The 24,640-nt window shown below is 50.8% G+C and carries 33 protein-coding genes and 5 tRNA genes; 37 read left to right on the top strand and 1 reads right to left on the bottom strand.

Annotation, left to right across the window (positions count from 1 at the left end):
* Positions 1-61: 61 nt before the first annotated feature.
* From ACT53D_RS09115 to tatC, 19 genes are all read left to right on the top strand, one after another.
* Complete coding sequence (locus tag ACT53D_RS09115; protein WP_476155754.1) at positions 62-976, top strand: ABC transporter ATP-binding protein; 915 nt, start codon at positions 62-64, stop codon at positions 974-976.
* On the top strand, positions 973-1,779 hold the full coding sequence (locus tag ACT53D_RS09110; protein WP_194748767.1) for an ABC transporter permease: 807 nt from the start codon (positions 973-975) through the stop codon (positions 1,777-1,779). The genes ACT53D_RS09115 and ACT53D_RS09110 overlap by 4 nt, the downstream gene beginning before the upstream one ends.
* 54 nt (positions 1,780-1,833) lie before the next feature.
* Positions 1,834-2,079: a BolA family protein gene (locus tag ACT53D_RS09105; protein ID WP_194748766.1), complete on the top strand. Its 246-nt coding sequence runs from the start codon at positions 1,834-1,836 to the stop codon at positions 2,077-2,079.
* Between the two features lie 30 nt (positions 2,080-2,109).
* Positions 2,110-2,418, top strand: a complete 309-nt coding sequence (gene grxD / locus ACT53D_RS09100) for a Grx4 family monothiol glutaredoxin (RefSeq protein ID WP_194748765.1) — start codon at positions 2,110-2,112, stop codon at positions 2,416-2,418.
* Positions 2,419-2,420: 2 nt separating this feature from the next.
* A complete protein-coding gene (gene murA / locus ACT53D_RS09095) occupies positions 2,421-3,686 on the top strand; it encodes a UDP-N-acetylglucosamine 1-carboxyvinyltransferase (protein ID WP_275357654.1) in 1,266 nt (421 codons plus the stop codon).
* Positions 3,687-3,688: 2 nt separating this feature from the next.
* The gene (gene hisG / locus ACT53D_RS09090; RefSeq protein ID WP_275357652.1) at positions 3,689-4,330 is read left to right on the top strand and encodes an ATP phosphoribosyltransferase; all 642 of its coding nucleotides are present in this window, start codon (positions 3,689-3,691) and stop codon (positions 4,328-4,330) included.
* A gap of 13 nt (positions 4,331-4,343) precedes the next feature.
* Positions 4,344-5,639 (top strand): histidinol dehydrogenase, encoded by a 1,296-nt coding sequence (hisD, locus tag ACT53D_RS09085; protein WP_476156276.1) that lies wholly within the window; start codon positions 4,344-4,346, stop codon positions 5,637-5,639.
* A gap of 9 nt (positions 5,640-5,648) precedes the next feature.
* On the top strand, positions 5,649-6,713 hold the full coding sequence (gene hisC / locus ACT53D_RS09080; RefSeq protein ID WP_379074582.1) for a histidinol-phosphate transaminase: 1,065 nt from the start codon (positions 5,649-5,651) through the stop codon (positions 6,711-6,713).
* Positions 6,714-6,929: 216 nt separating this feature from the next.
* A complete protein-coding gene (hxlA, locus tag ACT53D_RS09075) occupies positions 6,930-7,814 on the top strand; it encodes a 3-hexulose-6-phosphate synthase (protein ID WP_194748761.1) in 885 nt (294 codons plus the stop codon).
* A gap of 152 nt (positions 7,815-7,966) precedes the next feature.
* The gene (hisB, locus tag ACT53D_RS09070; protein WP_194748760.1) at positions 7,967-8,557 is read left to right on the top strand and encodes an imidazoleglycerol-phosphate dehydratase HisB; all 591 of its coding nucleotides are present in this window, start codon (positions 7,967-7,969) and stop codon (positions 8,555-8,557) included.
* Between the two features lie 14 nt (positions 8,558-8,571).
* Positions 8,572-9,216, top strand: a complete 645-nt coding sequence (hisH, locus tag ACT53D_RS09065) for an imidazole glycerol phosphate synthase subunit HisH (protein WP_338657607.1) — start codon at positions 8,572-8,574, stop codon at positions 9,214-9,216.
* Positions 9,217-9,269: 53 nt separating this feature from the next.
* Positions 9,270-10,013: a 1-(5-phosphoribosyl)-5-[(5-phosphoribosylamino)methylideneamino]imidazole-4-carboxamide isomerase gene (gene hisA / locus ACT53D_RS09060; protein ID WP_379074587.1), complete on the top strand. Its 744-nt coding sequence runs from the start codon at positions 9,270-9,272 to the stop codon at positions 10,011-10,013.
* 2 nt (positions 10,014-10,015) lie between these two features.
* Positions 10,016-10,780 carry an imidazole glycerol phosphate synthase subunit HisF gene (gene hisF / locus ACT53D_RS09055; protein ID WP_338655434.1) on the top strand — a complete coding sequence of 255 codons (765 nt, stop codon included), beginning with the start codon at positions 10,016-10,018 and terminating at the stop codon, positions 10,778-10,780.
* A complete protein-coding gene (gene hisI / locus ACT53D_RS09050) occupies positions 10,777-11,160 on the top strand; it encodes a phosphoribosyl-AMP cyclohydrolase (protein WP_194748757.1) in 384 nt (127 codons plus the stop codon). The genes hisF and hisI overlap by 4 nt, the downstream gene beginning before the upstream one ends.
* Entirely contained in the window at positions 11,153-11,473 is a 321-nt protein-coding gene (locus tag ACT53D_RS09045; RefSeq protein ID WP_194748756.1) for a phosphoribosyl-ATP diphosphatase, read from the top strand. Before hisI ends, ACT53D_RS09045 begins: the two co-directional genes overlap by 8 nt.
* Positions 11,470-11,799, top strand: coding sequence for a histidine triad nucleotide-binding protein (locus ACT53D_RS09040; protein ID WP_194748755.1), 330 nt, complete (start codon positions 11,470-11,472; stop codon positions 11,797-11,799). The genes ACT53D_RS09045 and ACT53D_RS09040 overlap by 4 nt, the downstream gene beginning before the upstream one ends.
* Before the next feature lie 25 nt (positions 11,800-11,824).
* Positions 11,825-12,007 (top strand): Sec-independent protein translocase subunit TatA, encoded by a 183-nt coding sequence (gene tatA, locus ACT53D_RS09035; protein WP_194748754.1) that lies wholly within the window; start codon positions 11,825-11,827, stop codon positions 12,005-12,007.
* 13 nt (positions 12,008-12,020) lie between these two features.
* Entirely contained in the window at positions 12,021-12,542 is a 522-nt protein-coding gene (tatB, locus tag ACT53D_RS09030; RefSeq protein ID WP_194748753.1) for a Sec-independent protein translocase protein TatB, read from the top strand.
* Positions 12,543-12,573: 31 nt separating this feature from the next.
* Positions 12,574-13,311: a twin-arginine translocase subunit TatC gene (gene tatC, locus ACT53D_RS09025; RefSeq protein WP_194748752.1), complete on the top strand. Its 738-nt coding sequence runs from the start codon at positions 12,574-12,576 to the stop codon at positions 13,309-13,311.
* A 13-nt stretch (positions 13,312-13,324) separates the two neighbouring features.
* On the opposite strand, the gene ACT53D_RS09020 is transcribed toward tatC, so the two are convergent.
* Complete coding sequence (locus tag ACT53D_RS09020) at positions 13,325-14,482, bottom strand: S1C family serine protease (protein WP_194748751.1); 1,158 nt, start codon at positions 14,480-14,482, stop codon at positions 13,325-13,327.
* Between the two features lie 67 nt (positions 14,483-14,549).
* Between ACT53D_RS09020 and ACT53D_RS09015 the strand changes: the two genes are divergently transcribed.
* The 18 genes from ACT53D_RS09015 to rplL all read left to right on the top strand — a co-directional run bounded on the left by ACT53D_RS09015 (position 14,550) and on the right by rplL (position 24,536).
* Positions 14,550-15,296, top strand: a complete 747-nt coding sequence (locus ACT53D_RS09015; protein ID WP_379074595.1) for a Nif3-like dinuclear metal center hexameric protein — start codon at positions 14,550-14,552, stop codon at positions 15,294-15,296.
* Positions 15,297-15,412: 116 nt separating this feature from the next.
* The gene (petA, locus tag ACT53D_RS09010; RefSeq protein ID WP_194748749.1) at positions 15,413-16,033 is read left to right on the top strand and encodes a ubiquinol-cytochrome c reductase iron-sulfur subunit; all 621 of its coding nucleotides are present in this window, start codon (positions 15,413-15,415) and stop codon (positions 16,031-16,033) included.
* A 5-nt stretch (positions 16,034-16,038) separates the two neighbouring features.
* Positions 16,039-17,325 carry a cytochrome b gene (locus tag ACT53D_RS09005; protein ID WP_275357632.1) on the top strand — a complete coding sequence of 429 codons (1,287 nt, stop codon included), beginning with the start codon at positions 16,039-16,041 and terminating at the stop codon, positions 17,323-17,325.
* Positions 17,325-18,035, top strand: coding sequence for a cytochrome c1 (locus ACT53D_RS09000; RefSeq protein ID WP_313985429.1), 711 nt, complete (start codon positions 17,325-17,327; stop codon positions 18,033-18,035). Before ACT53D_RS09005 ends, ACT53D_RS09000 begins: the two co-directional genes overlap by 1 nt.
* A gap of 65 nt (positions 18,036-18,100) precedes the next feature.
* Positions 18,101-18,700, top strand: a complete 600-nt coding sequence (locus ACT53D_RS08995) for a glutathione S-transferase N-terminal domain-containing protein (RefSeq protein ID WP_194748746.1) — start codon at positions 18,101-18,103, stop codon at positions 18,698-18,700.
* A gap of 61 nt (positions 18,701-18,761) precedes the next feature.
* Complete coding sequence (locus ACT53D_RS08990; RefSeq protein ID WP_194748745.1) at positions 18,762-19,169, top strand: ClpXP protease specificity-enhancing factor; 408 nt, start codon at positions 18,762-18,764, stop codon at positions 19,167-19,169.
* A gap of 128 nt (positions 19,170-19,297) precedes the next feature.
* A tRNA-Thr gene (locus ACT53D_RS08985) sits at positions 19,298-19,373 on the top strand.
* 62 nt (positions 19,374-19,435) lie between these two features.
* Positions 19,436-19,520, top strand: a tRNA-Tyr gene (locus ACT53D_RS08980).
* A gap of 70 nt (positions 19,521-19,590) precedes the next feature.
* Positions 19,591-19,666, top strand: a tRNA-Gly gene (locus ACT53D_RS08975).
* A 20-nt stretch (positions 19,667-19,686) separates the two neighbouring features.
* Positions 19,687-19,761: transfer RNA gene (locus ACT53D_RS08970), tRNA-Thr, on the top strand.
* Positions 19,762-19,885: 124 nt separating this feature from the next.
* Complete coding sequence (gene tuf, locus ACT53D_RS08965; RefSeq protein WP_476155748.1) at positions 19,886-21,076, top strand: elongation factor Tu; 1,191 nt, start codon at positions 19,886-19,888, stop codon at positions 21,074-21,076.
* A gap of 58 nt (positions 21,077-21,134) precedes the next feature.
* A tRNA-Trp gene (locus tag ACT53D_RS08960) sits at positions 21,135-21,210 on the top strand.
* A gap of 43 nt (positions 21,211-21,253) precedes the next feature.
* The gene (gene secE, locus ACT53D_RS08955; protein ID WP_476155747.1) at positions 21,254-21,601 is read left to right on the top strand and encodes a preprotein translocase subunit SecE; all 348 of its coding nucleotides are present in this window, start codon (positions 21,254-21,256) and stop codon (positions 21,599-21,601) included.
* Entirely contained in the window at positions 21,601-22,137 is a 537-nt protein-coding gene (gene nusG, locus ACT53D_RS08950) for a transcription termination/antitermination protein NusG (protein ID WP_476155746.1), read from the top strand. The genes secE and nusG overlap by 1 nt, the downstream gene beginning before the upstream one ends.
* Positions 22,138-22,225: 88 nt before the next feature.
* Positions 22,226-22,657: a 50S ribosomal protein L11 gene (rplK, locus tag ACT53D_RS08945; protein WP_018987686.1), complete on the top strand. Its 432-nt coding sequence runs from the start codon at positions 22,226-22,228 to the stop codon at positions 22,655-22,657.
* Between the two features lies 1 nt (position 22,658).
* Positions 22,659-23,345, top strand: coding sequence for a 50S ribosomal protein L1 (gene rplA / locus ACT53D_RS08940; RefSeq protein WP_476155745.1), 687 nt, complete (start codon positions 22,659-22,661; stop codon positions 23,343-23,345).
* A 279-nt stretch (positions 23,346-23,624) separates the two neighbouring features.
* Positions 23,625-24,122 carry a 50S ribosomal protein L10 gene (rplJ, locus tag ACT53D_RS08935; protein WP_476155743.1) on the top strand — a complete coding sequence of 166 codons (498 nt, stop codon included), beginning with the start codon at positions 23,625-23,627 and terminating at the stop codon, positions 24,120-24,122.
* Between the two features lie 33 nt (positions 24,123-24,155).
* Positions 24,156-24,536 (top strand): 50S ribosomal protein L7/L12, encoded by a 381-nt coding sequence (gene rplL, locus ACT53D_RS08930; protein WP_049637759.1) that lies wholly within the window; start codon positions 24,156-24,158, stop codon positions 24,534-24,536.
* The last annotated feature ends 104 nt before the right edge of the window (positions 24,537-24,640 follow it).

Genomic DNA, 24,640 nt, shown 5'->3' with positions numbered 1-24,640 from the left:
GAACAGCCCCAGCTCAGACGAGGTGGGGTTTCGTTTTTTTTGGGATAGCGAAAGGATAGACGTGGCCGCTGCCATAGAAATCACAGGAATTACCAAACGGTTTGGTCAGTTTGAAGCCCTGAGGGGCGTGGATTTGCAGATTGAGCAAGGCGAGTTTTTTGCCTTACTTGGCCCTAACGGGGCAGGTAAGTCCACGCTGATCAATTTGATGGCGGGGTTGTTGCAACCCACGAGCGGCAGCATCCGCATCATGGGGCACGATGTGCAGTCTGATTATCAGCGTGCGCGTCAGGCATTGGGCGTGGTGCCGCAAGAGCTGGTATTTGATCCGTTTTTCAATGTGCGTGAAATGCTGCGTTTCCAGGCTGGTTATTTTGGACATGGCCCCGAGAATGATGTCTGGGTCGATGAGATTATCGAAGGGCTGGGGCTCACTGACAAAGCCTATACCAATATGCGAAAACTGTCAGGCGGCATGAAGCGTCGGGCCCTGATTGCGCAGGCGCTGGCACACAAGCCCCCCGTCATCGTGCTCGATGAGCCGACCGCAGGGGTGGATGTCGAATTGCGGCAAATGCTGTGGGCGTTTATTCAAAAACTGAATCAGCAAGGACATACGATTATTTTGACCACGCATTATCTCGAAGAGGCTGAGGCTTTGTGTCAGCGCGTGGCAATGATGAAGCAAGGCCGCGTTGTGGCGCTAGACAGTACGCGGGCTTTGCTCAAGAGCCATGCCGCAAAGCAGTTGTCGTTACGCTTGTCGGCGGCCTTGCCTGCCGTGTTACAGCCGCTACTCAAGCAGCAAAACGGGGAGGAGGTCGTCCTGGCGATCACGGAGTTAACGCAGGTGGAAGCGGTGCTGACTGCGTTGCGTCAGGCGTGCGTGCAGGTGCTGGACATGCAACTGCAGGAGGTGGATCTGGAAGATGTCTTTCTTAACCTGGTGGGGAATCAGCAAGGAGTGCTGGCATGAAGTGGCTGAATCCATTTTTTTGGCTGGATGACAAAATCAGCCCGCAGCGTCGCGGCGTTTATACGCTGTTTAAAAAAGAGCTGTTGCGTTTTTGGCGCGTGGCATTTCAAACCATTGCTTCGCCCATTCTGACGGCATTATTATACCTGCTGATTTTTTCGCATGTGCTGGAGTCCCACGTCAAAGTCTACGATCAGGTCAGTTATACCGCGTTTCTGGTGCCCGGCCTGATGATGATGTCCTTGTTGCAGAATGCCTTTGCCAATAGCTCATCGAGCCTGATCCAGTCTAAAGTGATGGGTAACATTGTCTTTTTGCTACTTACGCCGCTGACGACCATGGAGTTTTTTATCGCTTTTCTGGCGGCATCCATGATCCGTGGTTTAGTGGTTGGGTTGAGTATTTATCTGGTTGCGTTGTGTTTTGTGTCGGTACCAACAGTGCATCCCGGGTGGATTATCACGTTCGCCCTTTGTGGTAGCGCATTGCTGGGCACGTTTGGTGTGATTGCCGGTATCTGGGCGGACAAGTTCGACCAGATGGCCGCTTTTCAAAACTTTGTCATCATGCCGCTGACGTTTTTATCCGGTGTTTTCTATTCGATTCACTCGCTCCCCCCTTTCTGGCAGGCGGTCTCGCAATTGAATCCATTTTTTTACATGATAGACGGTTTTCGTTATGGCTTCTTCGGGCAGGGAGACGTGTCGCCATGGCTGAGTCTGGCAGTGGTGGCTAGCTTCTTGCTCGGATTGGCGTGGCTATGCCTAAAGATGTTAAAATCCGGTTATAAATTACGCAGTTAGCTGGCCAGACCCCTGGCTAGATTCAACTGTATTTTGTAGAACAAGAGAGGTTTTGTGTTAACAGCAGCGCAATTAGAGGCTTATATCCGCAACGGGTTGGAGTGCGATTACCTGAAAGTCAATGGCGATGACGGCACGCATTTTGATGCGGTGATAGTCAGTCCGGCATTTGAAGGTAAACGCATGGTGCAGCAGCACCAGCTTGTCTATGCCGCACTGGGAGACCGGATGCGCGCTGAAATCCATGCGCTGTCTATGCAAACCTATACCCCGACGCAATGGCAGCAACTGCAGGCCTGAAGCGTTCTTAACACGATGGAGTGATGAATCATGGATGTACAAGCAAAAATCAAAGAGACAGTGACCAGCAACAAGGTGGTGCTGTATATGAAAGGTAGCCCCAAGTTTCCGCAATGCGGTTTTTCAAGCGTGGCTGCGCAAATCCTCAACGCCTGTGGTGCTGAGTTTGTTGCGGTAGACGTGTTGCAAGACATGGAGGTGCGTGAAGGCATCAAACAATTTGCTAACTGGCCGACTATTCCGCAACTGTATGTAGGCGGGGAGTTTATCGGTGGTGCCGACATTATGCGCAGTATGTACCAGAGTGGTGAATTGCAAGAACTGTTGGCGAAAGCGTAATTTTGGATAAACTGATTATTGAAGGTGGCGTGCCTTTGCACGGCGAAGTCGTCGTGTCTGGCGCTAAGAATGCCGCGTTGCCAATTTTGTGCGCTGGCTTGCTGGCGGAAACGCCTTTTACGCTCACGGGGGTGCCTGAGTTACGTGATGTGGCGTCTACGCTGAAGCTGCTGGACACCATGGGCGTCAAGGTCAGCAAACAGGCGGATCAGGTCATACTGGATGCCAGCGATGTCGCCTCGTTTGAAGCCACCTATGACATGGTAAAAACCATGCGTGCCTCGATTCTGGTACTGGGGCCATTACTGGCCCGTTTTGGCACTGCCCGCGTGTCTTTGCCCGGCGGATGCGCCATTGGTTCGCGTCCGGTCGATTTGCATATCAAAGGCCTGCAAGCCATGGGTGCTGCCATGCATATCACGCACGGTTACATCCAGGCCAGCACCTTGCACTTGCCTAACCGTCGCCTGCAAGGCGCTAAGTATTATATGGATCTGGTCACTGTCACCGGCACAGAAAACCTCATGATGGCCGCTGCGCTGGCGCAGGGCACGACAGTGCTGGAAAACGCCGCCAAAGAACCTGAGGTGGTTGATCTGGCCGAGTGTCTGAATAAAATGGGTGCCAACATTAAAGGCGCTGGCACAGACACGATTACCATCGAAGGGGTGGAGCGTTTGCTTGGCGCACAGCATCATATTGTGTGTGATCGTATTGAAGCCGGCACCTATATGGTAGCCGCTGCCATGACCGGTGGTGAAGTAACCTTGAAAAACGCACGTCCTGATTTGCTCGAAGCGGTGATCGAAAAACTGCGTGAAGCCGGTGCCCAGATCAGTCATGACGCAAACAGTATTACGGTCAAAAGTGATGGCAAACTCAAAGCCGTCAATGTGCGTACGGCGCCGCATCCTGCGTTTCCTACTGATATGCAGGCGCAGTTCATGGCCATGAATACGGTGGCAGAGGGCGTATCTACGGTGATTGAAACCATTTTTGAAAACCGCTTTATGCATGTGCAAGAGTTGCAGCGCATGGGCGCCAATATTGATGTGCAGGGCAATACTGCCTTGGTGAAAGGTGTCTCCGTACTGGAAGGCGCAAATGTGATGGCCACCGATTTGCGTGCGTCTGCCGGCTTGGTTCTGGCTGGCCTGGTCGCTGAGGGGGAAACCGTGATAGATCGGATTTACCATCTGGATCGCGGCTACGAAAAACTCGAAGAAAAATTGAATCAACTGGGCGCCAAAGTGCGCAGATCGAACTAATCATGATTACTATCGCACTCAGCAAGGGGCGTATTTTTGAGGAAACCACGCCCTTGTTGGCCGCAGCAGGGATTCAGGCATTAGAAGACCCCGAGTCTTCCCGCAAGCTGATTTTGCCGACCAACCGTGAGGATGTCCGGTTGGTGATTGTCCGTGCGACCGATGTGCCTACCTATGTGCAATATGGTGCAGCAGATATTGGTATTGCCGGTAAGGATGTCCTGGATGAGCATGGTGGAGAAGGCCTGTATCAACCGCTGGACTTGAATATTGCGCGCTGCAAAATGATGGTGGCGGTGCGTGATGACTTCGATTATGAAGCCAGCATCCGTCAGGGCGCGCGCCTCAAGGTGGTGACTAAGTATGTGAAAACCGCACGCGAGCATTTTGCCGCCAAAGGCATGCATGTGGATTTGATCAAGCTTTATGGCTCGATGGAATTGGGCCCGTTGGTTGGATTGGCCGATGCGATTGTGGATTTGGTCAGCACGGGTGGAACTTTACGCGCCAACAAGCTCAAAGCAGTAGAGGAGATTGGTGCTATCAGTTCGCGGCTGGTGGTCAATCAGGCTTCTTACAAAGTGAATCGGCCTTTGTTGCAGCCGATTATTGATAGCTTTGCGGGCGCTGTCCGCAAAGATTAATGTTTAGAAAATGATGAAGATTAAACGCTTAAATACACAGGATCATGGCTTTGATGCCGAATTGAAGGCATTGCTGGCTTTTGAGACCGCGCAAGATGACAGCATAGACCTGGTGGTCGCCAACATTCTCAAGGATGTGAAGGCGCGCGGTGATGCGGCTGTGCTTGAATATACCAACCGCTTTGATAAAACCAATGCCTCCAGTCTGGCTGCATTGGAAATTCCTCAAGCGGAGTTGCAAGCGGCCTTAACCAGCCTGCCGGCGGCACAGCGCGAGGCTTTGCAGGCAGCAGCTGACCGGGTGCGTAGCTATCACGAAAAGCAGGTCATGCAGTCCTGGCAATATACCGAGGCTGATGGCACCTTGCTTGGTCAACAGGTGACGGCGCTGGATCGCGTGGGCTTGTATGTGCCTGGCGGTAAGGCGGCTTATCCCTCTTCTGTGCTGATGAATGCGATCCCTGCCAAGGTGGCCGGCGTGCAAGAGTTGGTGATGGTTGTGCCTACGCCGAATGGCGAGAAAAATTCATTGGTACTGGCTGCGGCAGCGGTCTGTGGCGTTGATCGCGTGTTCTGTATTGGCGGTGCACAAGCCGTGGGGGCGCTAGCATATGGCACTGAAACCGTGCCACAGGTAGACAAGATTGTCGGGCCAGGCAATGCCTATGTGGCTGCGGCCAAGCGTCGGGTGTTCGGGGTCGTCGGCATTGATATGGTGGCAGGCCCTTCTGAGATTCTGGTCATCAGCGATGGCAAGAGCAATCCAGACTGGACAGCCATGGATCTGTTCAGTCAGGCGGAGCATGACGAGTTGGCACAGGCGATATTGCTGTCGCCAAACGCAGAATTTCTGGATCAGGTGGAGGCCAGTATTGCCCGTCAGGTGGTCGACATGCCGCGCCAGGAGATTATTCGTACCTCGCTGCAAAACCGGGGTGCACTGATACAAGTAAAGGACCTGGCTGAGGCCGCCGATATTTGCAACTACATCGCGCCAGAACACCTGGAGTTATCCATGGACGATGCCTTGGCCTTTAGTAAGCAGATCAAGCATGCCGGGGCGATCTTTATGGGGCGTGACACCTGTGAGGCGCTGGGCGATTATTGCGCCGGCCCCAACCATGTGCTGCCGACTTCACGTACCGCCCGATTCAGTTCGCCGTTGGGGGTCTACGATTTCCAGAAGCGTTCCAGCCTGATTATGGTGTCGTCTGCGGGGGCGCAAACGCTGGGCAAGATTGCTGCGACGTTGGCGTATGGCGAAGGCCTGCAGGCGCACGCGCGTAGTGCTGAGTATCGCTTGAAATAAGAGGCAGCCATGAGTCAATATTGGAGCAAGATTGTTCATGAGTTGACCCCTTATGTGCCGGGCGAACAGCCCAAGTTGCAAAATCTGGTCAAGCTTAATACCAATGAAAATCCTTATGGTCCCAGCCCCAAGGTGATTGCTGCCTTGCAGGCAGAAGCTGCAGACAGTTTGCGCCTGTATCCCGATCCGGATTCCAGTCGCCTCAAGGCGGCGTTGGCTGAATATCATGGGCTGCAAGCCAATCAGGTGTTTGTCGGCAACGGTTCCGATGAGGTGTTAGCGCACGTGTTTCAGGCCTTGCTCAAGCACGACTTGCCTTTGTTGTTTCCTGATATTAGTTACAGTTTCTATCCGGTCTACTGCGGCTTGTACGGCATCCACTTTGAAACCGTTGCGCTCAATGCGCAGTTTGAAGTGGCGATAGGCGATTATTTGCGCCCCAATGGCGGGATTATTTTCCCTAACCCCAACGCGCCAACCGGCATTCCGCTGCCATTAAGCGAAATTGAGCGCTTGCTGGCCCACAATACGCAATCTGTGGTGGTGGTCGATGAGGCCTATGTTGACTTTGGCACCGAGTCCGCGGTCGCACTGATTCATCGTTACCCAAATCTGCTGGTGACGCATACCTATTCGAAATCACGTTCGTTAGCAGGCTTGCGCGTGGGCTATGCGTTGGGCAATGCCGCGTTGATTGAGGCATTAATCCGGGTCAAGGACAGCTTTAACTCATATCCGATTGATCGTTTTGCCGAGGCGGGTGCCATTGCGGCATTGCAGGATGAAGCTTACTTTCAGCAAACGCGTCAACAGGTCATCACGTCGCGTACCAGCCTGGTCAGTGCACTAGAAGCGTTGGGATTTGAAGTGTTGCCTTCCGGGGCAAACTTTATTTTTACCCGTCACCCGGCGTATGTGGGTGAGCAGTTGGCCGCAGGGCTGCGTGAACGCGCCGTGATCGTCCGCCATTTCAAAAAACCAGCTAGAATTTCCGATTTTTTACGGATTACCATCGGCAACGAGTCGCAAAATCAGGCCTTGATGCAGGCAATACGTGCGCTTGTGCAAGCCTGATGTCGTCAAAAGCGCGGGATTTGTACTAAATTACGGGCTAATCGCGGTTAATTGATTGTAATCGCACATAAAAATATCCAGCGAATATTGTCATTGTGTGGCAAATCCGGTTATGATGCACCCTATTGTACATAATGTGCAGTGACGGTTGCGTTTGCATGATTGCTGCGCATAGATTCATTGGATTGAAAATAGAGCAAACTCGGAGGAAGAAAAATGGCACAAACCCAGATGGCATTGGACTCATTGGATTTTGACGCGACGATCGCTTTAGCAGCTAAAGTGGCGCCACACGTTGATATCTTGGAAATCGGTACCCCTTGCATCAAGCACAACGGTATCGAACTGTTGAAAGCACTGCGTGCAAAATTCCCTAACAACAAAATTTTGGTTGACCTGAAAACCATGGATGCTGGCTTCTACGAAGCTGAGCCATTCTACAAAGCAGGTGCTGACATTTGTACCGTTTTGGGCACTGCTGACATCGGTACCATCAAAGGCGTGATTGATGCTGCCAACAAATATGGCAAAGAAGCGCAAATCGACCTGATCAACGTAAAAGACAAAAAAGCCCGTACGCTGGAAGTTGTTAAGTTGGGTGCACACATCATCGGCGTGCACACTGGCTTGGACCAACAAGCGGCTGGTCAAACTCCATTCGCTGACTTGGGCTTGGTGTCCGGTCTGAAAACAGGCGCTAAAGTGTCTGTGGCTGGTGGTGTAAAAGCTGCAACGACTAAACAAGTGGTTGACGCTGGTGCTGATATCGTCGTTGCTGGTGCAGCGATCTACGGTGCTGCTGATCCTGCTGCTGCTGCAACAGAAATCACCAAAATTGCACACGGTGCAGGTGCTGGTGCTGCTAAAGGTGGTAACAAGTTGCTGCCATGGATTATTGCTGCAGTTGCTGCAGTATTGGTATTCTCTTTGTTGGGTAAAAAATCTGAAGAAGCTGCGCCTGCTGCAGAAGCACCAGCTGCTGAAGAGGCTGCCCCAGCTGCTGAGGCGCCTGCTGCCGAAGCACCTGCTGCTGAAGAAGCTGCTCCAGCCGCTGAAGCGCCTGCTGCAGAAGCTGCACCAGCGACTGAAGAAGCAAAATAATCCGCTTTTATTTCTGATAAATGCACGATTCAAAAAAGCAGTCCATTGGGCTGCTTTTTTGTTTTTCACAACTGGTTTTGCCTGTCTGCCAAGACTTGCTGTAAAATGCGTGTAATACTTGCAAACTCTCAGTGATCACCTTCCTCTCTCATATGTCACGTCAAGCCGAAGTTACGCGTAATACGCTAGAAACCCAAATTACTGTGTCGATTAATCTCGATGGTACAGGGCAGTCTGAACTGGACAGTGGGCTGGGCTTTTTGGATCACATGCTAGATCAAATCGCCCGTCATGGCATGATAGATTTGAAAGTGCATGCCAAGGGGGATTTGCATATTGATGCCCACCATACGGTTGAAGATATCGGGATTACCTTGGGTCAGGCATTCAGCAAAGCGTTGGGCGACAAAAAAGGCTTGACGCGCTACGGGCATAGCTATGTCCCGCTGGATGAAGCCTTGAGCCGTGTGGCGCTGGACTTGTCCGGTCGTCCGGGCTTGGCGTTTGATTGCACCTTTACGCGTGCCATGATCGGTGAGTTTGATGTAGATCTGATTCACGAATTTTTCCAGGGCTTTGTCAATCATGCACTGGTCACGCTGCACATTGATAATCTCAAAGGCCAAAACGCTCATCACCAGGCGGAAACGATTTTTAAAGCGTTTGGCCGTGCCTTGCGTATGGCGGCCACCCAGGATCCTCGCATGGCCGGCTTGATGCCATCAACCAAAGGTGCGTTATAGCCCGATTGTTTATGATGAATCGTTTGCAAGTCGCCATTGTTGATTATGGCATGGGAAACCTCCGTTCAGTTGCCAATGCTTTCAAAGCGGTAGCGCCTGATACCACGGTTGCAGTCACCAGCGATCCTGCGCAAATTGCCCAGGCGGAGCGGGTAGTGTTTCCGGGGCAGGGCGCCATGCCGGATTGCATTCGTGAATTGGATGCGCGCAGTTTGCGTCAGGCAGTGATGGATGCAACACAGCAAAAGCCTTTCCTCGGCATATGTATTGGTTTGCAAATGTTGTTTCAGCATTCTGAAGAAGGCAATGTGCCTGGGCTAGGCGTGTATGCCGGCGAGGTCAAGCGCTTTCCTCAGGCAAAAATGGTGGATGTGCATGGTGAAAAGCTCAAGGTCCCGCACATGGGCTGGAGCCAGGTACATCAGACTCAGCCGCATGCCTTGTGGCAGGAGATTCCTGACCAGGCCCGTTTTTACTACGTGCATAGCTACTATGTGGTCCCGGATGAGACGGCATTGACCGCTGCGACCACCGCCTATCCATTTGATTTTACCGGCGCGATTGCACGTGACAATGTATTTGCCGTGCAGTTTCACCCGGAAAAGAGCGCCAGTGCAGGCTTGCAACTTTTACGTAATTTTGTAAACTGGAAGCCCTAAGACGGGCTACAGTCGTTTTAGTCACTACTCGTTATTTATCTACTGAAAACAACATGTTAATCATTCCAGCAATTGATTTAAAAGATGGCCACTGCGTGCGTTTGAAGCAGGGACTGATGGAAGAGTCCACCGTATTTTCCGAAAATCCTGCAGCGATGGCCAGACATTGGGCAGATAAAGGCGGTAAGCGTTTACACCTGGTGGACTTGAATGGGGCCTTTGCGGGCAAGCCTGTCAATGAAGGTGCGATCAAGTCTATTGTGGCTGCAATAGGTGGGGATATCCCTATTCAATTGGGCGGTGGCATCCGTGATCTGGATACGATAGAGCGCTATCTGGATGATGGTATCAGCTATGTCATTATTGGGACCGCCGCTGTGAAGAATCCGGGTTTTCTGCATGAGGCCTGCTACGCTTTCCCAGGCCAGATCATGGTGGGGCTGGATGCCAAAGACGGCAAAGTAGCCGTGGATGGCTGGTCCAAGTTGACGGGGCATGACGTGATTGACCTGGCGAAGAAATTTGAAGATTACGGTGTGGAAAGTATTGTCTACACGGATATCGGCCGGGATGGCATGTTGACCGGCGTGAATATTGAAGCGACTGTAGCATTGGCGCAGGCATTAACGATTCCGGTGATCGCCAGTGGCGGGGTGACCAATCTGGATGATGTGCGCAACTTGTGCGCCGTGCAGGATGAAGGCATCATGGGTGCCATTACCGGCCGCGCCATTTATGAAGGTACACTGGACTTTTCTGCTGCGCAAGCATTAGCTGACCAGCTGAGTGGTCAATAAAAATGGGCTGCGCCAAACGCATTATTCCTTGCCTGGATGTGACTGACGGTCGTGTCGTCAAAGGCGTGAACTTTCTGGAATTGCGCGATGCAGGCGATCCGGTGGAAATCGCACAGCGCTACAACGACCAGGGCGCGGACGAACTGACGTTTCTGGATATTACCGCCAGCTCAGACAATCGTGACTTGATTCTGCACATTATTGAGCGTGTGGCCGAGCAGATCTTTATCCCGTTAACCGTCGGTGGCGGCGTGCGCAAGGTTGAAGATGTGCGTCGGCTGCTGAATGCGGGGGCCGATAAAGTAAGCATCAACACCACTGCCGTGGTTAATCCGCAAGTGGTTGAAGATGCTGCCGGTCGTTTTGGTTCGCAATGTATAGTGGTTGCGATTGATGCCAAAAAAGTGGATAACCAGCCGTTTGAGTGGGAAGTGTTCACCCATGGCGGGCGTAATCCGACCGGTCTCGATGCCGTCAAATGGGCGCAAAAGATGGTGAGTCTGGGGGCCGGTGAGTTGCTGGTCACCAGCATGGACCGCGATGGGACCAAAATCGGATTTAATAACCCGCTCAACAAAGCGATCAGCGAAGCAGTGGATGTGCCATTGATTGCTTCCGGCGGCGTGGGGAATCTACAACATCTGGTGGAGGGTGTCACCGTTGGTGGCGCCGACGCTGTTCTGGCTGCCAGTATTTTTCACTATGGTGAATTCACTGTGCAGCAAGCGAAAGACTATATGCGTGAACATGGGATAGAAGTGCGATGAGCTGGCTGGAGCAAGTGGCCTGGACGGCAGAAGGCTTGGTGCCGGTCATCGCCCAGGAAAAAGACACAGGTAAAATTCTCATGTTTGCCTGGATGAACCGCGAAGCCTTGCAATTGACTAGGGACTCTGGTCATGCGGTTTACTATTCGCGCTCGCGCAACAAACTGTGGCATAAAGGTGAAGAGTCTGGGCACACGCAAATCGTGCACGACATTCGTCTCGATTGCGATAATGATGTCGTGCTGATCACGGTCGAACAATTGGGTGGCATCGCCTGTCACACAGGTAGGCATAACTGTTTCTTTCAGCAATTACAGGGCGATACCTGGGTGACTGTAGAGCCTGTGCTCAAAGATCCGAAAGCGATTTACCATGAGTGATGACGTATTAAGCCGCTTGTCTGAGTTGCTGGAAGCGCGTAAAAGTGCCGATCCGGCCAGCTCCTATGTCGCCAAACTCTATGCCAAAGGCATGGACAGCATCCTCAAAAAAGTGGGTGAAGAAGCGACGGAAACAGTGATTGCGGCCAAAGGCGGCAACAAGGAAGAGCTGATTTATGAAACCGCCGATTTATGGTTTCATACCCTGGTGATGTTAAGTCATGCCGGCTTGCAGGCGCAGGATGTGCTTAATGAGCTTGCGCGGCGTGAAGGGCTGTCGGGCATCGTTGAGAAAGCGAGCAGAAAAGAATGAGTGCAGACTGCATTTTTTGTAAAATTGTTGCTGGCACTATTCCGGCGAAATTGCTGTATGAAGATGACGAGGTCATCGCATTTCATGATATTCGGCCACTGGCGCGGGTGCATTTTCTGATTGTCCCCAAAGCACATATTGAAACGCTTAAAGAATGTACTGCTGAGCATCAGGCGCTCCTTGGTAAAATGATGTTGCTGGGTGCCAAGCTGGCTGCTGAGCAAGGGTTGGTTGGCTATAAAACAGTGATGAATGTCGGGCGTGAGGGTGGCCAGGAAGTGTTCCATATCCATCTGCATGTCTTTGGTGGCGGGCCTGCCGCTTAAAAGTTGACGCGTTAAGGAGATTGCAATGGGTTCATTCAGTTTATGGCATTGGCTGATCGTGTTACTGATCGTGGTGCTGGTGTTTGGTACCAAAAAGCTGCGTAATATTGGCGGTGATGTAGGTGGCGCGGTCAATGAGTTTAAAAAAGCAATGAATGACGGCAAAGAAGGTTCTAAGCCTGATGAGATTTCTGACAAAAGTAAGTGAGTACTGACCGATTGTGTTTGATATTTCGTTTTCAGAATTACTGGTGATTGCGCTGGTTGCCTTGGTGGTGATCGGGCCGGAAAAACTGCCTAAAGTCGCCCGCACTGCGGGCGCTTTTTTTGGGCGCATGCAACGCTTTGTCAGCCAGGTAAAAGATGAGGTTAATCGTGAAGCCAGGTTTGCCGAGTTGCAACAACTGCAAGACGAAGTAAAATCGGGCTTGCAGTCGGTATATGACGATGCGGCACAGCATATTTTGCCTGAGAATTCGATCGCCGAAACCAGTGTCCAGCCAGAGAAGGTTGTTGAGCCGGTTAAACCGTCACGCAAACCACGTCAACGCAAGTCATCACCGGTGAACGATGAGCAGCCTGCTGAAGCAGCAGTGCCTAGCGCATTGGTGGTTTCTGAATCTGCGCCAGCGCCACAAGCCGAGTTATTTGCAGAAGCCCCTGCGGCAAAGCCGAGACAGCGCCGCGCACGGCAGGCGGCGAAGACGGCAAACGATACGCCACCGAATGAACCCATCCTCTAAGCGTTTGTTGTTTGATCGCGCTTTATAAATTATGACGCCTACTGAAAGTTTTATTTCCCACCTGATTGAGCTGCGTAACCGTTTGTTGCGTGCGGTTGCGGGTTGGCTGGTCATTTTTGTGGCTTTATTTCCGTTTGCTGATCGCATTTATCATTTGCTGGCGGCACCCTTGCTGGCAAAGTTGCCGCAAGGGGCGCAAATGATAGCGACAGCAGTCACCACGCCCTTCTTCGTGCCGATGAAAGTGACCATGATGGCAGCTTTTTTAATCGCGTTGCCATGGATGATTTATCAGTGCTGGGCATTTATCGCACCGGGGTTATACGCACATGAAAAACGATTGATTCGGCCCCTGCTTGCAGCGGCCATCGGGTTATTCTTTATGGGCATGGCCTTTGCCTATTTTGCCGTGTTCCCGGTTGTGTTTGGCTTTCTGGTGGGTAGCGCACCAGCAGGTGTCGCGGTGATGACCGATATTGCTGAGTATCTGGACTTTGTCATCGGCATGTTTCTGGCGTTTGGTTTTGCGTTTGAAGTGCCCATCGCCGTCATATTGTTATCATTGATGGGGTGGGTGACTTTGGCGCAACTCAAGGAGGCGCGCTCTTATGTAATCGTAGGCGCTTTTGTGTTGGGCGCCATTTTTACGCCCCCGGACATTGTCTCCCAATGCATGCTGGCCATCCCGTTGTGGTTACTCTATGAACTGGGCCTGCTGGTGGTACGCTGGTTACCGCAATCGCCAGCGGACAGTGCTACGCCGACTTAATTCCATTTTCTATTTATTGCGCTACTTTGCTTGGTAGTGGGCGCTTACCTACGATCAGACTGATCTCCATTTTCTTGCCTGCGCGCAAGATTGCCAATGTTGCCTTGTCACGTGGCTTGAGCATGGCGATTATATTTAGCATTGCCTGGCTGTCAGACACAGGTTTGTTGTCGATGGCAATGAGGATGTCGCCAGGACGCAAGCCGGCGCGATCAGCCGGACTGTCTAACAACACACCAGCAATCAAGGAGCCATTGACGTTCTTGAGGTTAAAGGATTCCGCGAGTTCTGGCGTAATGTCTTGCGCTTCTATGCCTATCCAGCCACGCGTCACCGACCCATTAAAAGTAATTTGTTCCATGACCTGTTTGGCGATGCTGACCGGAATAGCAAAGCCTATCCCCATGCTGCCGCCATTGCGGGAATAAATGGCACTATTGATGCCTATCAGGTTGCCGTTGACGTCGATCAGCGCGCCACCGGAGTTGCCAGGGTTAATGGAGGCATCGGTTTGAATAAAGTTCTCAAATGTATTGATGCCCAGATGGTTGCGTCCCAGTGCGCTAATAATGCCTTGGGTCACGGTTTGTCCAACGCCAAACGGGTTGCCAATCGCCAGGACGACATCCCCTACCTTCATCTGGTCACTATTGCTGAATGTGATGGCAGGGAGTTGTTTGCGGTCTATTTTGAGCACGGCCAGGTCGGTCTCGGGATCGGTACCGACCACTGTGGCTGAGGACTTGCTGCCATCGCTAAGCGCAACTTCAATTTGATCGGCTGAGCTAATCACATGGTTATTGGTCAGGATCAGGCCATCGGCACTGACAATCACGCCGCTACCGAGGCTGTTTTCAGGTTGTTCATCCTCTTCTTCAATTTCATCACCGAAAAAATGACGAAACAATGGGTCATTCTTCAATGCGCGGTGTGGATCTTGGCTCATGCGGGCAGTGGTGAAAATATTCACCACTGAGGGCATGGCCTTGCTCACGGCATTGCGGTAGCCGGACTTCGCGACCATGGCCTGGCTAGTGGCGGCCGTTTCCTTGATCACCAGGGTTTTGTTCACGGGTTGCGTGAGCAGGGTGGGATAAAAAAGTTTTAAGACAAACAAAATGCCCAGACAAACGGTGACTGCTTGTGAGAAGATAGACCAGAGATGTCGCATAGATGCCAAAAGAGAAATGTGCAATAAGTGAATGTCTTTAACAACGACTAGTATATGAGACTCAGAGATGGAATTGAATCTTCTTGTTAGTGAATTGGCTAATTTTTTGCAAGTAAGCAAATTCCAGGACTATTGCCCCAACGGCTTGCAGGTGGAGGGGCGGCCCCAAGTGCGGCGCATTATCAGTGGCGTGACTGCCAGTCAGGCGCTGATTGAGGCGGCCATTGCCGCCAATGCGGATGCGATTCTAGTGCATCATGGCTATTTCTGGCGTGGCGAGCCAGCAGAGGTGACTGGGCTCAAGCGTCAGCGCCTCAAGCGCTTGCTCACACATGATATCAGCCTGCTGGCGTATCACCTGCCGCTGGATGCACATCCGCAGGTGGGAAACAATGTGCAACTGGGACAGGTGTTCGGCTGGCCGGTGACACGCTATCTCGATGATAAGAATATGCTGCCTGTGACCACCTTGCCGCAACCGATGTCGCTGGCGCAGGTGGCAGAGCATGTTGCCCAACGATTGGGGCGGCAGCCACAAGTGCTTGGGGCCCCTGATAAGTTAGTACACACTGTCTCCTGGTGTACTGGCGCTGCCCAATCTTATATTCAACAGGCGGTCACTGCTGGCATGGACCTGTTTATCAGTGGTGAAGTCTCCGAGCAAACCTGGCATACCGTCTGCGAATCAGGCACGGCTTACCTCAGTGCCGGGCATCATGCCACTGAGCGTTATGGCGTCCAGGCGCTTGGGCAGTGGCTTGCACAAACGCATGGCTTGGAGCATGTTTATGTTGAGTTGGGTAACCCTGTTTAATTGATTAATATCAATGACTTATTGAAATAAATTTGGCTTGTTTCTGCGAAAAATGTATAATCGCGACTCAAGTTTTATACTCACTGTTACCTCAAAAGGGTAGATTAAGGAAGCCAATGTCAGAAAACAAAATTGACAACAACTGTTTGTCGTTTTGCCAGCCATCTGAGGTGGATTTGCAAAAACGCGATTTTTTGGTGAAAGCGACTGCCGCCACCGGGGCTGTTGGGGTTGCTGCGGTAGCGGTACCGTTTGTTGGTAGCATGCTGCCAAGTGAACGTGCCAAAGCGGCGGGCGCACCTGTCGAGGTGGATATCAGCAAGTTGAAGCCGGGCGAGAAAATGACGGCTGAATGGCGTGGTCAACCGGTGTGGATCGTGCGTCGTACGCCAGAAATGCTGGATAAGTTGGTCAAGCATGATGACCAGTTGTCGGATCCGAATCTGGAGGTGCCGCAACAGCCTGAGTATTGTAAAAACAAGGATCGTTCTATCAAGCCAGAGTTCGGGGTCATGTTGGGGACCTGTACGCATCTGGGTTGTTCACCAAACGACAACTTTGCAATGACAGCAGACTGGGATGGTGGTTTTGTCTGTCCTTGCCACGGCTCTAAATTTGACTTGGCTGGCCGTGTGTTCAAAGGCTCTCCGGCACCAAAAAATCTGCTGGTGCCGCCGCATCAATATCTGACTGACACGACCTTGCTGATTGGCGATGACAAAAAGGCGGAGGCTTAACTATCATGGCAACGACTAAAAAAACAACTGCCACTGGTTTACTGGGCTGGTTTGATGCCAGATTCCCGCTGACCAGTACCATCAAGGGACACCTTACCGAGTATTACGCACCGAAAAATTTCAACTTCTGGTATTTCTTCGGATCATTGGCTTTGCTGGTGCTGGTGCTGCAAATTGTCACCGGTATTTTTCTGACCATGAACTACAAGCCGGATGCCGAGTTGGCCTTTGCTTCGGTGGAATACATCATGCGGGACGTATTTGGCGGCAACATTATCCGTTACATGCACTCGACCGGCGCCTCCATGTTCTTTGTGGTGGTCTATTTGCATATGTTCCGTGGCCTGATTTACGGATCTTATCGCACGCCGCGTGAGTTGATCTGGTTGTTTGGTGTGGGCATTTTCCTGGTGCTGATGGGCGAAGCGTTCTTTGGCTACCTGCTGCCATGGGGTCAAATGTCTTACTGGGGTGCGCAGGTGATTGTGAACCTGTTCTCAACTGTGCCGTTTATTGGTCCTGACTTGTCTGAGTGGTTGCGTGGTGACTATCTGGTTTCCGATGCTACCCTGAACCGTTTCTTTGCTTTCCACGTGATCGCCTTACCGCTGGTGTTGCTGGGGCTGGTTGCTGTGCATATCGTGGCTTTGCATGAAGTGGGCTCTAACAACCCTGATGGCGTTGAAATCAAGGCCTATAAAGACAAGGCAACCGGTATTCCATTGGATGGCATTCCATTTCACCCTTACTACTCTGTGAAAGATCTGGTGGGTGTAGTTGTCTTCCTGATGGTGTTTTTTGCGATTGTGTTCTTTATGCCTGAAATGGGTGGTTACTTCCTCGAAGCGAATAACTTTATTCCGGCAGATCCTTTGAAAACACCGCCGCATATTGCGCCAGTCTGGTATTTCACGCCTTACTACTCCATTTTGCGTGCAGTGCCGCCTATCGGTATCTCGCAATTCCCTGGTGTGGTAGCCATGGGCTTGTCAGTCGTGGCCTTTGCGTTCTTGCCGTGGTTGGACAAGAGTCCGGTGAAGTCTATTCGTTACCGTGGCAAGTTGTACAAACGCTGGTTGGCTGCTTTTGTGATCAGCTTCGTGATCCTGGGTTATCTGGGAACCGTGCCAGGTGATGTCTGGGGTCAATTTGGACCATGGATGGGTCGTGCAGACCGCGCGACTGTGTTGGCTCGTATTTGTTCAGTGGTGTACTTTGCATTCTTTGTCTTGATGCCTTGGTATACCAAAAAAGATCAAACCAAGCCTGTGCCAGAAAGGGTGACATACTAATGATGAAAAAATTGTTTTTGCAGGCCTTTGCAGGTCTGGCCCTCTTGGCGTCAGTGATGGCGTTTGCAAATGAGGTGCATATTGATGTCAAGGCGCCAATCAAGATGACGGATAAAGCGTCATTGCAGCGTGGTGCCAAGATCTTTGTAAATTACTGTCTGAATTGCCACAGCGCCAACTACATGCGTTACAACCGCTTGCAGGACATTGGCCTGACCGACAAAGAGATTAAAGACAATCTGTTGTTTGCCGGTGAGAAGGTGGGCGAAACCATGCGCATTAGCATGAATCCTAAAGATGCGAAAAAATGGTTTGGTGCTGCACCGCCTGATTTGAGCGTTGAAGTGCGTGCGCGTGGTGCGGATTGGGTGTATGCCTATCTGCGCAGCTTTTACAAGGATGAGTCACGTCCCACTGGCTGGAATAACCTGGTGTTTGACAAGGTAGCCATGCCGCATGTGCTATATGAGTTGCAAGGCGTGCAAGTGCTCGATCACGAAACACACGCCCTTAAACTGGACAAAGCCGGTAAGCTCAATCCGCAAGAGTATGACCAGTTTGTCGGTGATCTGACTAACTTCCTCGCATTTATGGCAGAGCCAGCCAAACAATCCCGTTTGTGGATTGGGGTGGCAGTGTTGCTGTTCCTGTCAGGATTGTTCTTCTTGGTGAAAAAAATCAAAGCCGAATACTGGAAAGATATTCGCTAATTGCCAACCAAGTCTGACACCAAGGCGTGAGGCCTTGGTGTCTTTTTTTATAGGGAAAATAAATTATGATGAGATTGTATTCGGGTACCGTTGATCCTTACAGTCACCGTTGCCGTATCGTGCTGTTCGAGAAGGGCATGGACTTTGAAGTCATTGATGTGGACTTGACCAATAAAACTGAAGATCTGGCCATTTTGAATCCGTATGGTGAAGTGCCGGTGTTGGTCGAGCGTGACCTGGTCTTGTCAGAAGCCAATATCATCAATGAGTATATCGATGAGCGTTTTCCGCATCCTCAGCTTATGCCAGCTGACCCGGTCATGCGCGCACGTGCAAGACTGTTCTTGTATAACTTTGAAAAAGACTTGTTCAGTCATATCAAGGATGTTGAATCTGATAATCAGGAAACCGCGGATCGTGCACGCAAGGTCATTCGCGATAACCTGACGCAGTTGGTGCCGATTTTTGGCAAGCAAAACTACCTGATGGGCGACGAGTACTCCATGCTGGATGTGGCGATCACGCCATTGTTATGGCGTTTAGGGCATTATGGCATTGAGTTGCCAAACCAGGCTTCGCCATTGCTCAAGTATGCCGAGCGTTTGTTCTCGCGCCCAATGTATGCAGAGGCTATGACGCCCTCTGAAAAGGCGATGCGTAAATAACATCAGTCATGCATAAACAGCGCGAATCCATATTCGCGCTGTTTTTTTAAGGAAGTCCAACATGAGTACATTGATTCCGACCACGGCTTATTTGATTCGCGCCATACATGAATGGTGTCTGGATAATAATCTGACGCCGCATTTGCTGGTCAAAGTGGATGCGCAGACGCGTGTGCCGATGGCTTATGTCAAAAATGGCGAGATTGTGCTGAATGTGAACTACACCGCTGTTAAAGATTTGCATATTGATAATGATGCGGTTGTATTCTCTGCACGCTTTAATGGCGTTGCGCAACATATTTATGTCCCGATAAACCGGATCGGAGGCGTATTTGCCAGGGAGAATGGGCAAGGTATGTTTTTTGAAGTTGTGGATGGTGTGCCGCCAGCGCCTGAAAAAATGGTGTCCCCGGTAGCGTCTGCGGTGGATGCGCAAGCGAAAAAGTCACACCTTAAAGTAGTGAAGTAAGGCTGCTGTGCTCGGTGTTTAGCCGATGCTTCATTTTGAATGCAATTTTTTCAACAAAAAATAAAAAAATTCATAAAAGCACTAGATCACATCCCAAAAAAAGTGATATAGTTGCGCCTTCCTGAAATGCCGGGTTAGCTCAGTTGGTAGAGCAGCGCACTTGTAATGCGAAGGTCATCAGTTCGATTCCGATACCCGGCACCAAATTTATGTCAGTAGACATTGACGTTGATGACATAAACCGCGATAATCGCGGTCGATTTTTTGGAGGGGTGGCCGAGTGGTTAAAGGCGACGGACTGTAAATCCGTTCTCTCTGAGTACGCTGGTTCGAATCCAGCCCCCTCCACCAAAAAATGATTGCCTGTAGGTGTTGCTGTAAAGCGGGTTGGTGAGAACCTTCCTTGGGTGTTCTGCATAGTGCGGGTGTAGCTCAGTTGGTAGAGCACTTGCCTTCCAAGCAAGATGTCGCGAGTTCGAACCTCGTCGCCCGCTCCAACAATAACAAAAGGCATAACGCCCATGTGGCTCAGTGGTAGAGCACTCCCTTGGTAAGGGAGAGGTCGCGGGTCCGATTCCCGCCATGGGCACCAGATTCGCTCTGTAAGCATATGGGGCTTGGTAAGTAGTCGCGTGCAAGGGTGCTGTCATCCGCGTCGCATAATTTGTGAAAACAATATTATTGGCTTTATTTAGTACTAATAAAGGAAAAACATCATGGCAAAAGGCAAATTTGAACGTACCAAGCCACACGTGAACGTTGGTACGATTGGTCACGTTGACCACGGTAAGACAACATTGACAGCGGCGATCACAACCGTGTTGACAAAGAAATTTGGCGGCGAAGCAAAAGCTTACGACCAAATTGACGCGGCACCAGAAGAAAAAGCCCGTGGTATTACCATTAACACTGCGCACGTTGAGTACGAAACAGCCACTCGTCACTACGCACACGTTGACTGCCCGGGCCACGCCGACTACGTTAAAAACATGATTACCGGTGCTGCGCAGATGGACGGCGCGATCCTGGTATGTTCCGCTGCTGACGGCCCGATGCCACAAACCCGTGAGCACATCCTGTTGGCCCGTCAGGTTGGTGTGCCATACATCGTTGTGTTCCTGAACAAAGCAGACATGGTTGACGATGCTGAACTGCTGGAATTGGTTGAGATGGAAGTGCGTGACTTGTTGAGCAAGTATGACTTCCCAGGTGACGACACCCCAATCATCAAAGGTTCTGCAAAATTGGCGCTGGAAGGCGACCAATCAGAAATCGGCGAACCAGCGATTTTCGCATTGGCTGACGCACTGGACAGCTACATCCCAACCCCAGAGCGTGCCATCGACGGTACCTTCCTGATGCCAGTAGAAGACGTATTCTCTATCTCTGGCCGTGGTACTGTGGTTACAGGCCGTGTTGAGCGTGGTATCGTTAAAGTCGGCGACGAAATCGAAATCGTTGGTCTGAAGCCAACCTTGAAAACCACCTGTACTGGTGTTGAAATGTTCCGTAAACTGCTGGACCAAGGTCAAGCAGGTGACAACGTAGGCGTACTGCTGCGTGGTACCAAGCGTGAAGAAGTTGAGCGTGGTCAAGTGCTGGCTAAATCCGGTTCTATCAAGCCACACACCAAGTTCACAGCTGAGATCTACGTGTTGGGTAAAGATGAAGGTGGCCGTCATACACCATTCTTCAACGGCTACCGTCCACAGTTCTACTTCCGTACAACAGACGTGACAGGTGCAGTTGAGTTGCCAGCAGGTACCGAAATGGTGATGCCAGGTGATAACGTGTCTATCACTGTTGCATTGATCGCACCTATCGCGATGGAAGACGGTCTGCGTTTCGCGATCCGTGAAGGTGGTCGTACCGTTGGTGCTGGCGTTGTTGCCAAAATCATCGAGTAATTGTTGATGTGAATGAAAGCTGCACTACAACCCGTGCAGCTTTCACTTTAAAGAGTACAGGCCAATAGCTCAATTGGTAGAGTATCGGTCTCCAAAACCGAGGGTTGGGGGTTCGAGACCCTCTTGGCCTGCCAAACACCCGGAATAGTCTGTGGTGTTAATCATAAAGTTAAGTATATGATCGATAAAATCAAACTGGCTTTATCCCTGTTGTTACTAGCTTTAGGGATCGCCGGTTTTTATCTTTTTGAAGATAAAGCAATGGTTGTCAGGATACTTGCCGTTTTGGCAGGTATTGTTGCGTCTGTCGCAGTCGCATGGACTGCACCTCAGGGTAAGCAGGCGCTGGTTTTTTTCAATGAGTCTATTGCGGAAGCTAAGCGTGTGGTGTGGCCAACACGTCAGGAGACCATGCAAACAACACTGGCTGTGGTCGTGTTGGTTGTGATCATGGCTGCTTTTCTGGCGCTGGTAGATATCAGCTTCGCCTATATGGTGCAATGGATTATGGGTAGGGGTGCTTAATGGCTATGCGTTGGTATGCAGTACAGGCCTTCTCTGGCATGGAGAAATCCGTCAAGGCCGGTTTGGAAGAGCGCGTCGCAAGATCTAATTTACAAGACCAATTTGGCGACATCCTGGTCCCGGTAGAAGAAGTGGTTGAACTCAAGAATGGTCAAAAGACTATTTCTGAGCGCCGTTTGTACCCTGGCTATGTGCTGGTACAAATGGAAATGACCGATGAAAGCTGGCATTTGGTGAGAAGCACGCCACGTGTGACTTCATTTATTGGTGGGACAGCACAGCGTCCAACACCGATCAAAGACAAAGAAGTTGAGATTATTCTGCGTCGTATGGATGACAGCAAGTCTAACCCAACACAAAAGATGACCTTCGAAAAAGGCGAGAGCGTGCGCGTGGTCGATGGCCCGTTCAAGGACTTTTCTGGCAGTGTTGAAGAAGTAAATTACGACAAAAACAAACTGCGTGTTTCTGTGGTCATTTTTGGCCGGGCGACACCAGTTGAACTGGATTTCGCACAAGTAGAAAAAGAAGTCTAGTTGTGCAATGTGTCGACCGCCTGATGGGCGTCGATATTTTTTAACGGGGAGCCTTTAGAGGCGCTATTACCCATTTAAGGAGTCAAAAATGGCAAAGAAAGTCATTGGCTACATCAAGCTGCAGATCCCTGCAGGTAAAGCCAACCCAAGCCCACCAGTTGGTCCAGCACTGGGTCAACGTGGTTTGAACATCATGGAATTCTGTAAAGCGTTTAACGCCGCCACTCAAGGTGTTGAGCCAGGTCTGCCAATCCCAGTGGTTATCACTGCGTTTGCAGACAAGAGCTTCACATTCGTGATGAAAACGCCTCCAGCGACTGTGCTGATCAAAAAAGCAGCCAAGCTGGAAAAAGGGTCTGCACGTCCTCACACAGACAAAGTTGGCAAGATTACTCGTGCACAAGCTGAAGAAATTGCTAAAACAAAACAGCCTGACCTGACGGCTGCTGACCTGGATGCTGCAGTACGTACCATCGCTGGTAGCGCACGCAGCATGGGTATCGAAGTGGAGGGTGTATAACATGGCGAAAAGAATTGATGCGTTGCGTGCAAAAATTGACCGCAACAAACTGTATCCAGTGGCTGATGCCCTGAACCTGGTTAAAGAAGGCGCCACTGCCAAATTTAACGAGTCTGTAGATGCGGTGATTAACCTTGGTATTGACCCACGTAAATCTGACCAGCTGGTGCGTGGTGCAATTGTATTGCCTAACGGTACTGGTAAATCAGTACGCGTAGCGGTATTTGCTCAAGGTGCACAAGCTGAAGCAGCTAAAGCGGCAGGTGCTGACATCGTTGGTTTTGAAGATCTGGCTGAGCAAGTGAAAGGCGGCATGCTGGACTTCGATGTGGCGATTGCAACTCCAGATGCGATGCGTATCGTGGGTGCTTTGGGTCAAGTATTGGGTCCACGTGGTTTGATGCCAAACCCAAAAGTGGGCACCGTGACTCCAGACGCTGCCACTGCGGTTAAAAACGCTAAAGCCGGTCAAGTACAGTACCGTACGGACAAAGGCGGTATCGTACACTGCACTATTGGCCGTGCTTCATTCACGGTTGAGCAATTGCAAGGCAACCTGTCTGCACTGGTTGAAGCGTTGAACAAAGCCAAGCCAGCCAGCTCTAAGGGTGTTTACCTGAAGAAATTGTCAATTTCCAGCACCATGGGTCCTGGCGTACGCGTTGACCAAGCTTCGGTAGCCGCTTAAGCATTATTGAATCAAGTCCCGGTCCTCAGATGGATCGGGCAAGTACTTTGGGCTTGAGTGTTTATGTCGTTTCAATAAGCACTCAAGAGCATCAAAGACCGTTGGTGTATTACTTAATTGAAAATTGAATGCAAATGGGCGAGTGATCCTCTGTTTGCAGCAGTTTGAAGCCAACGCAGATGGCGATCCCCAGCACAGGATATTTCCATGCCCTGCACAAGGACGCCGTGAGTGGCCCGGGTTTTTTCCGGGCTTTCATTAACGGAAGGAGAACAGACCTTGAGTCTTAATCTTACAGAGAAAAAAGAAGTCGTTGCCGAGGTTGCTGCGCAAGTAGCAAACGCACAAGCAATCGTACTTGCTGAGTATCGTGGTATTGGCGTTGCCAATATGACGAAACTGCGTGCTGATGCACGTAATGCAGGTGTGTATCTGCGTGTGTTGAAAAACACCTTGGTTCGTCGTGCAGTAGAAGGGTCACCTTTTGCAGCATTGGCTGACGACATGGTTGGGCCGCTGGTTTACGGTATTTCTGCCGATCCAGTCGCAGCTGCCAAAGTCATGAACAATTTCGCTAAAGAAAACGAATTGTTCGTACTGAAAGCGGGTGCAATGCCTAATGAGCGTCTTGATGTGGCTGGCGTGCAAGCGTTGGCGTCTACATTGAGCCGTGATGAGTTGCTGTCCAAACTGGCTGGCATGCTCAACGAAATCCCAACCAAGTTTGCTCGTGCCGTTGCAGCAGTACGCGACGAAAAAGAAAAGCAAGCGGCTTAATTTTTAATCAAATTATTTTAGGAAATTTATATCATGGCAATTTCTAATGCTGACATCTTAGATGCAATCGGTGGCATGACCGTATTGGAACTGACTGCATTCATCAAAGAAATCGAAGAGAAGTTTGGTGTTTCTGCTGCTGCGGTTGCAGTGGCTGCTGGCGGCGCTGCTGCGGGTGGTGCTGCTCCAGCTGCTGCTGAGCAAACTGAGTTCAACGTGATCTTGAACGGCGCTGGCGACAACAAAGTGAGCGTGATTAAAGCAGTTCGTGAACTGACTGGCCTGGGCTTGAAAGAAGCTAAAGACCTGGTTGACGGTGCACCAAAAGCAGTTAAAGAAGGCGTAAGCAAAGCTGACGCTGAAGCAGCTGTGAAGAAATTGATCGAAGCGGGCGCGACTGCTGAGATGAAATAATTCACAATTGTGAATCTGGCTGGGCTGACGGGAGACCGTCGGCCTTCGCCATTTCTGGCGTTGCAGATTGTAAATAAACTGTAATTGTCAGAGGAAGTGTTGTA

This window comes from Methylophilus sp. DMC16 (assembly GCF_056314045.1).
The sequence above is the reverse complement of the archived record's forward strand: the minus strand, read 5'-3'. Positions and strand labels throughout refer to the sequence as shown.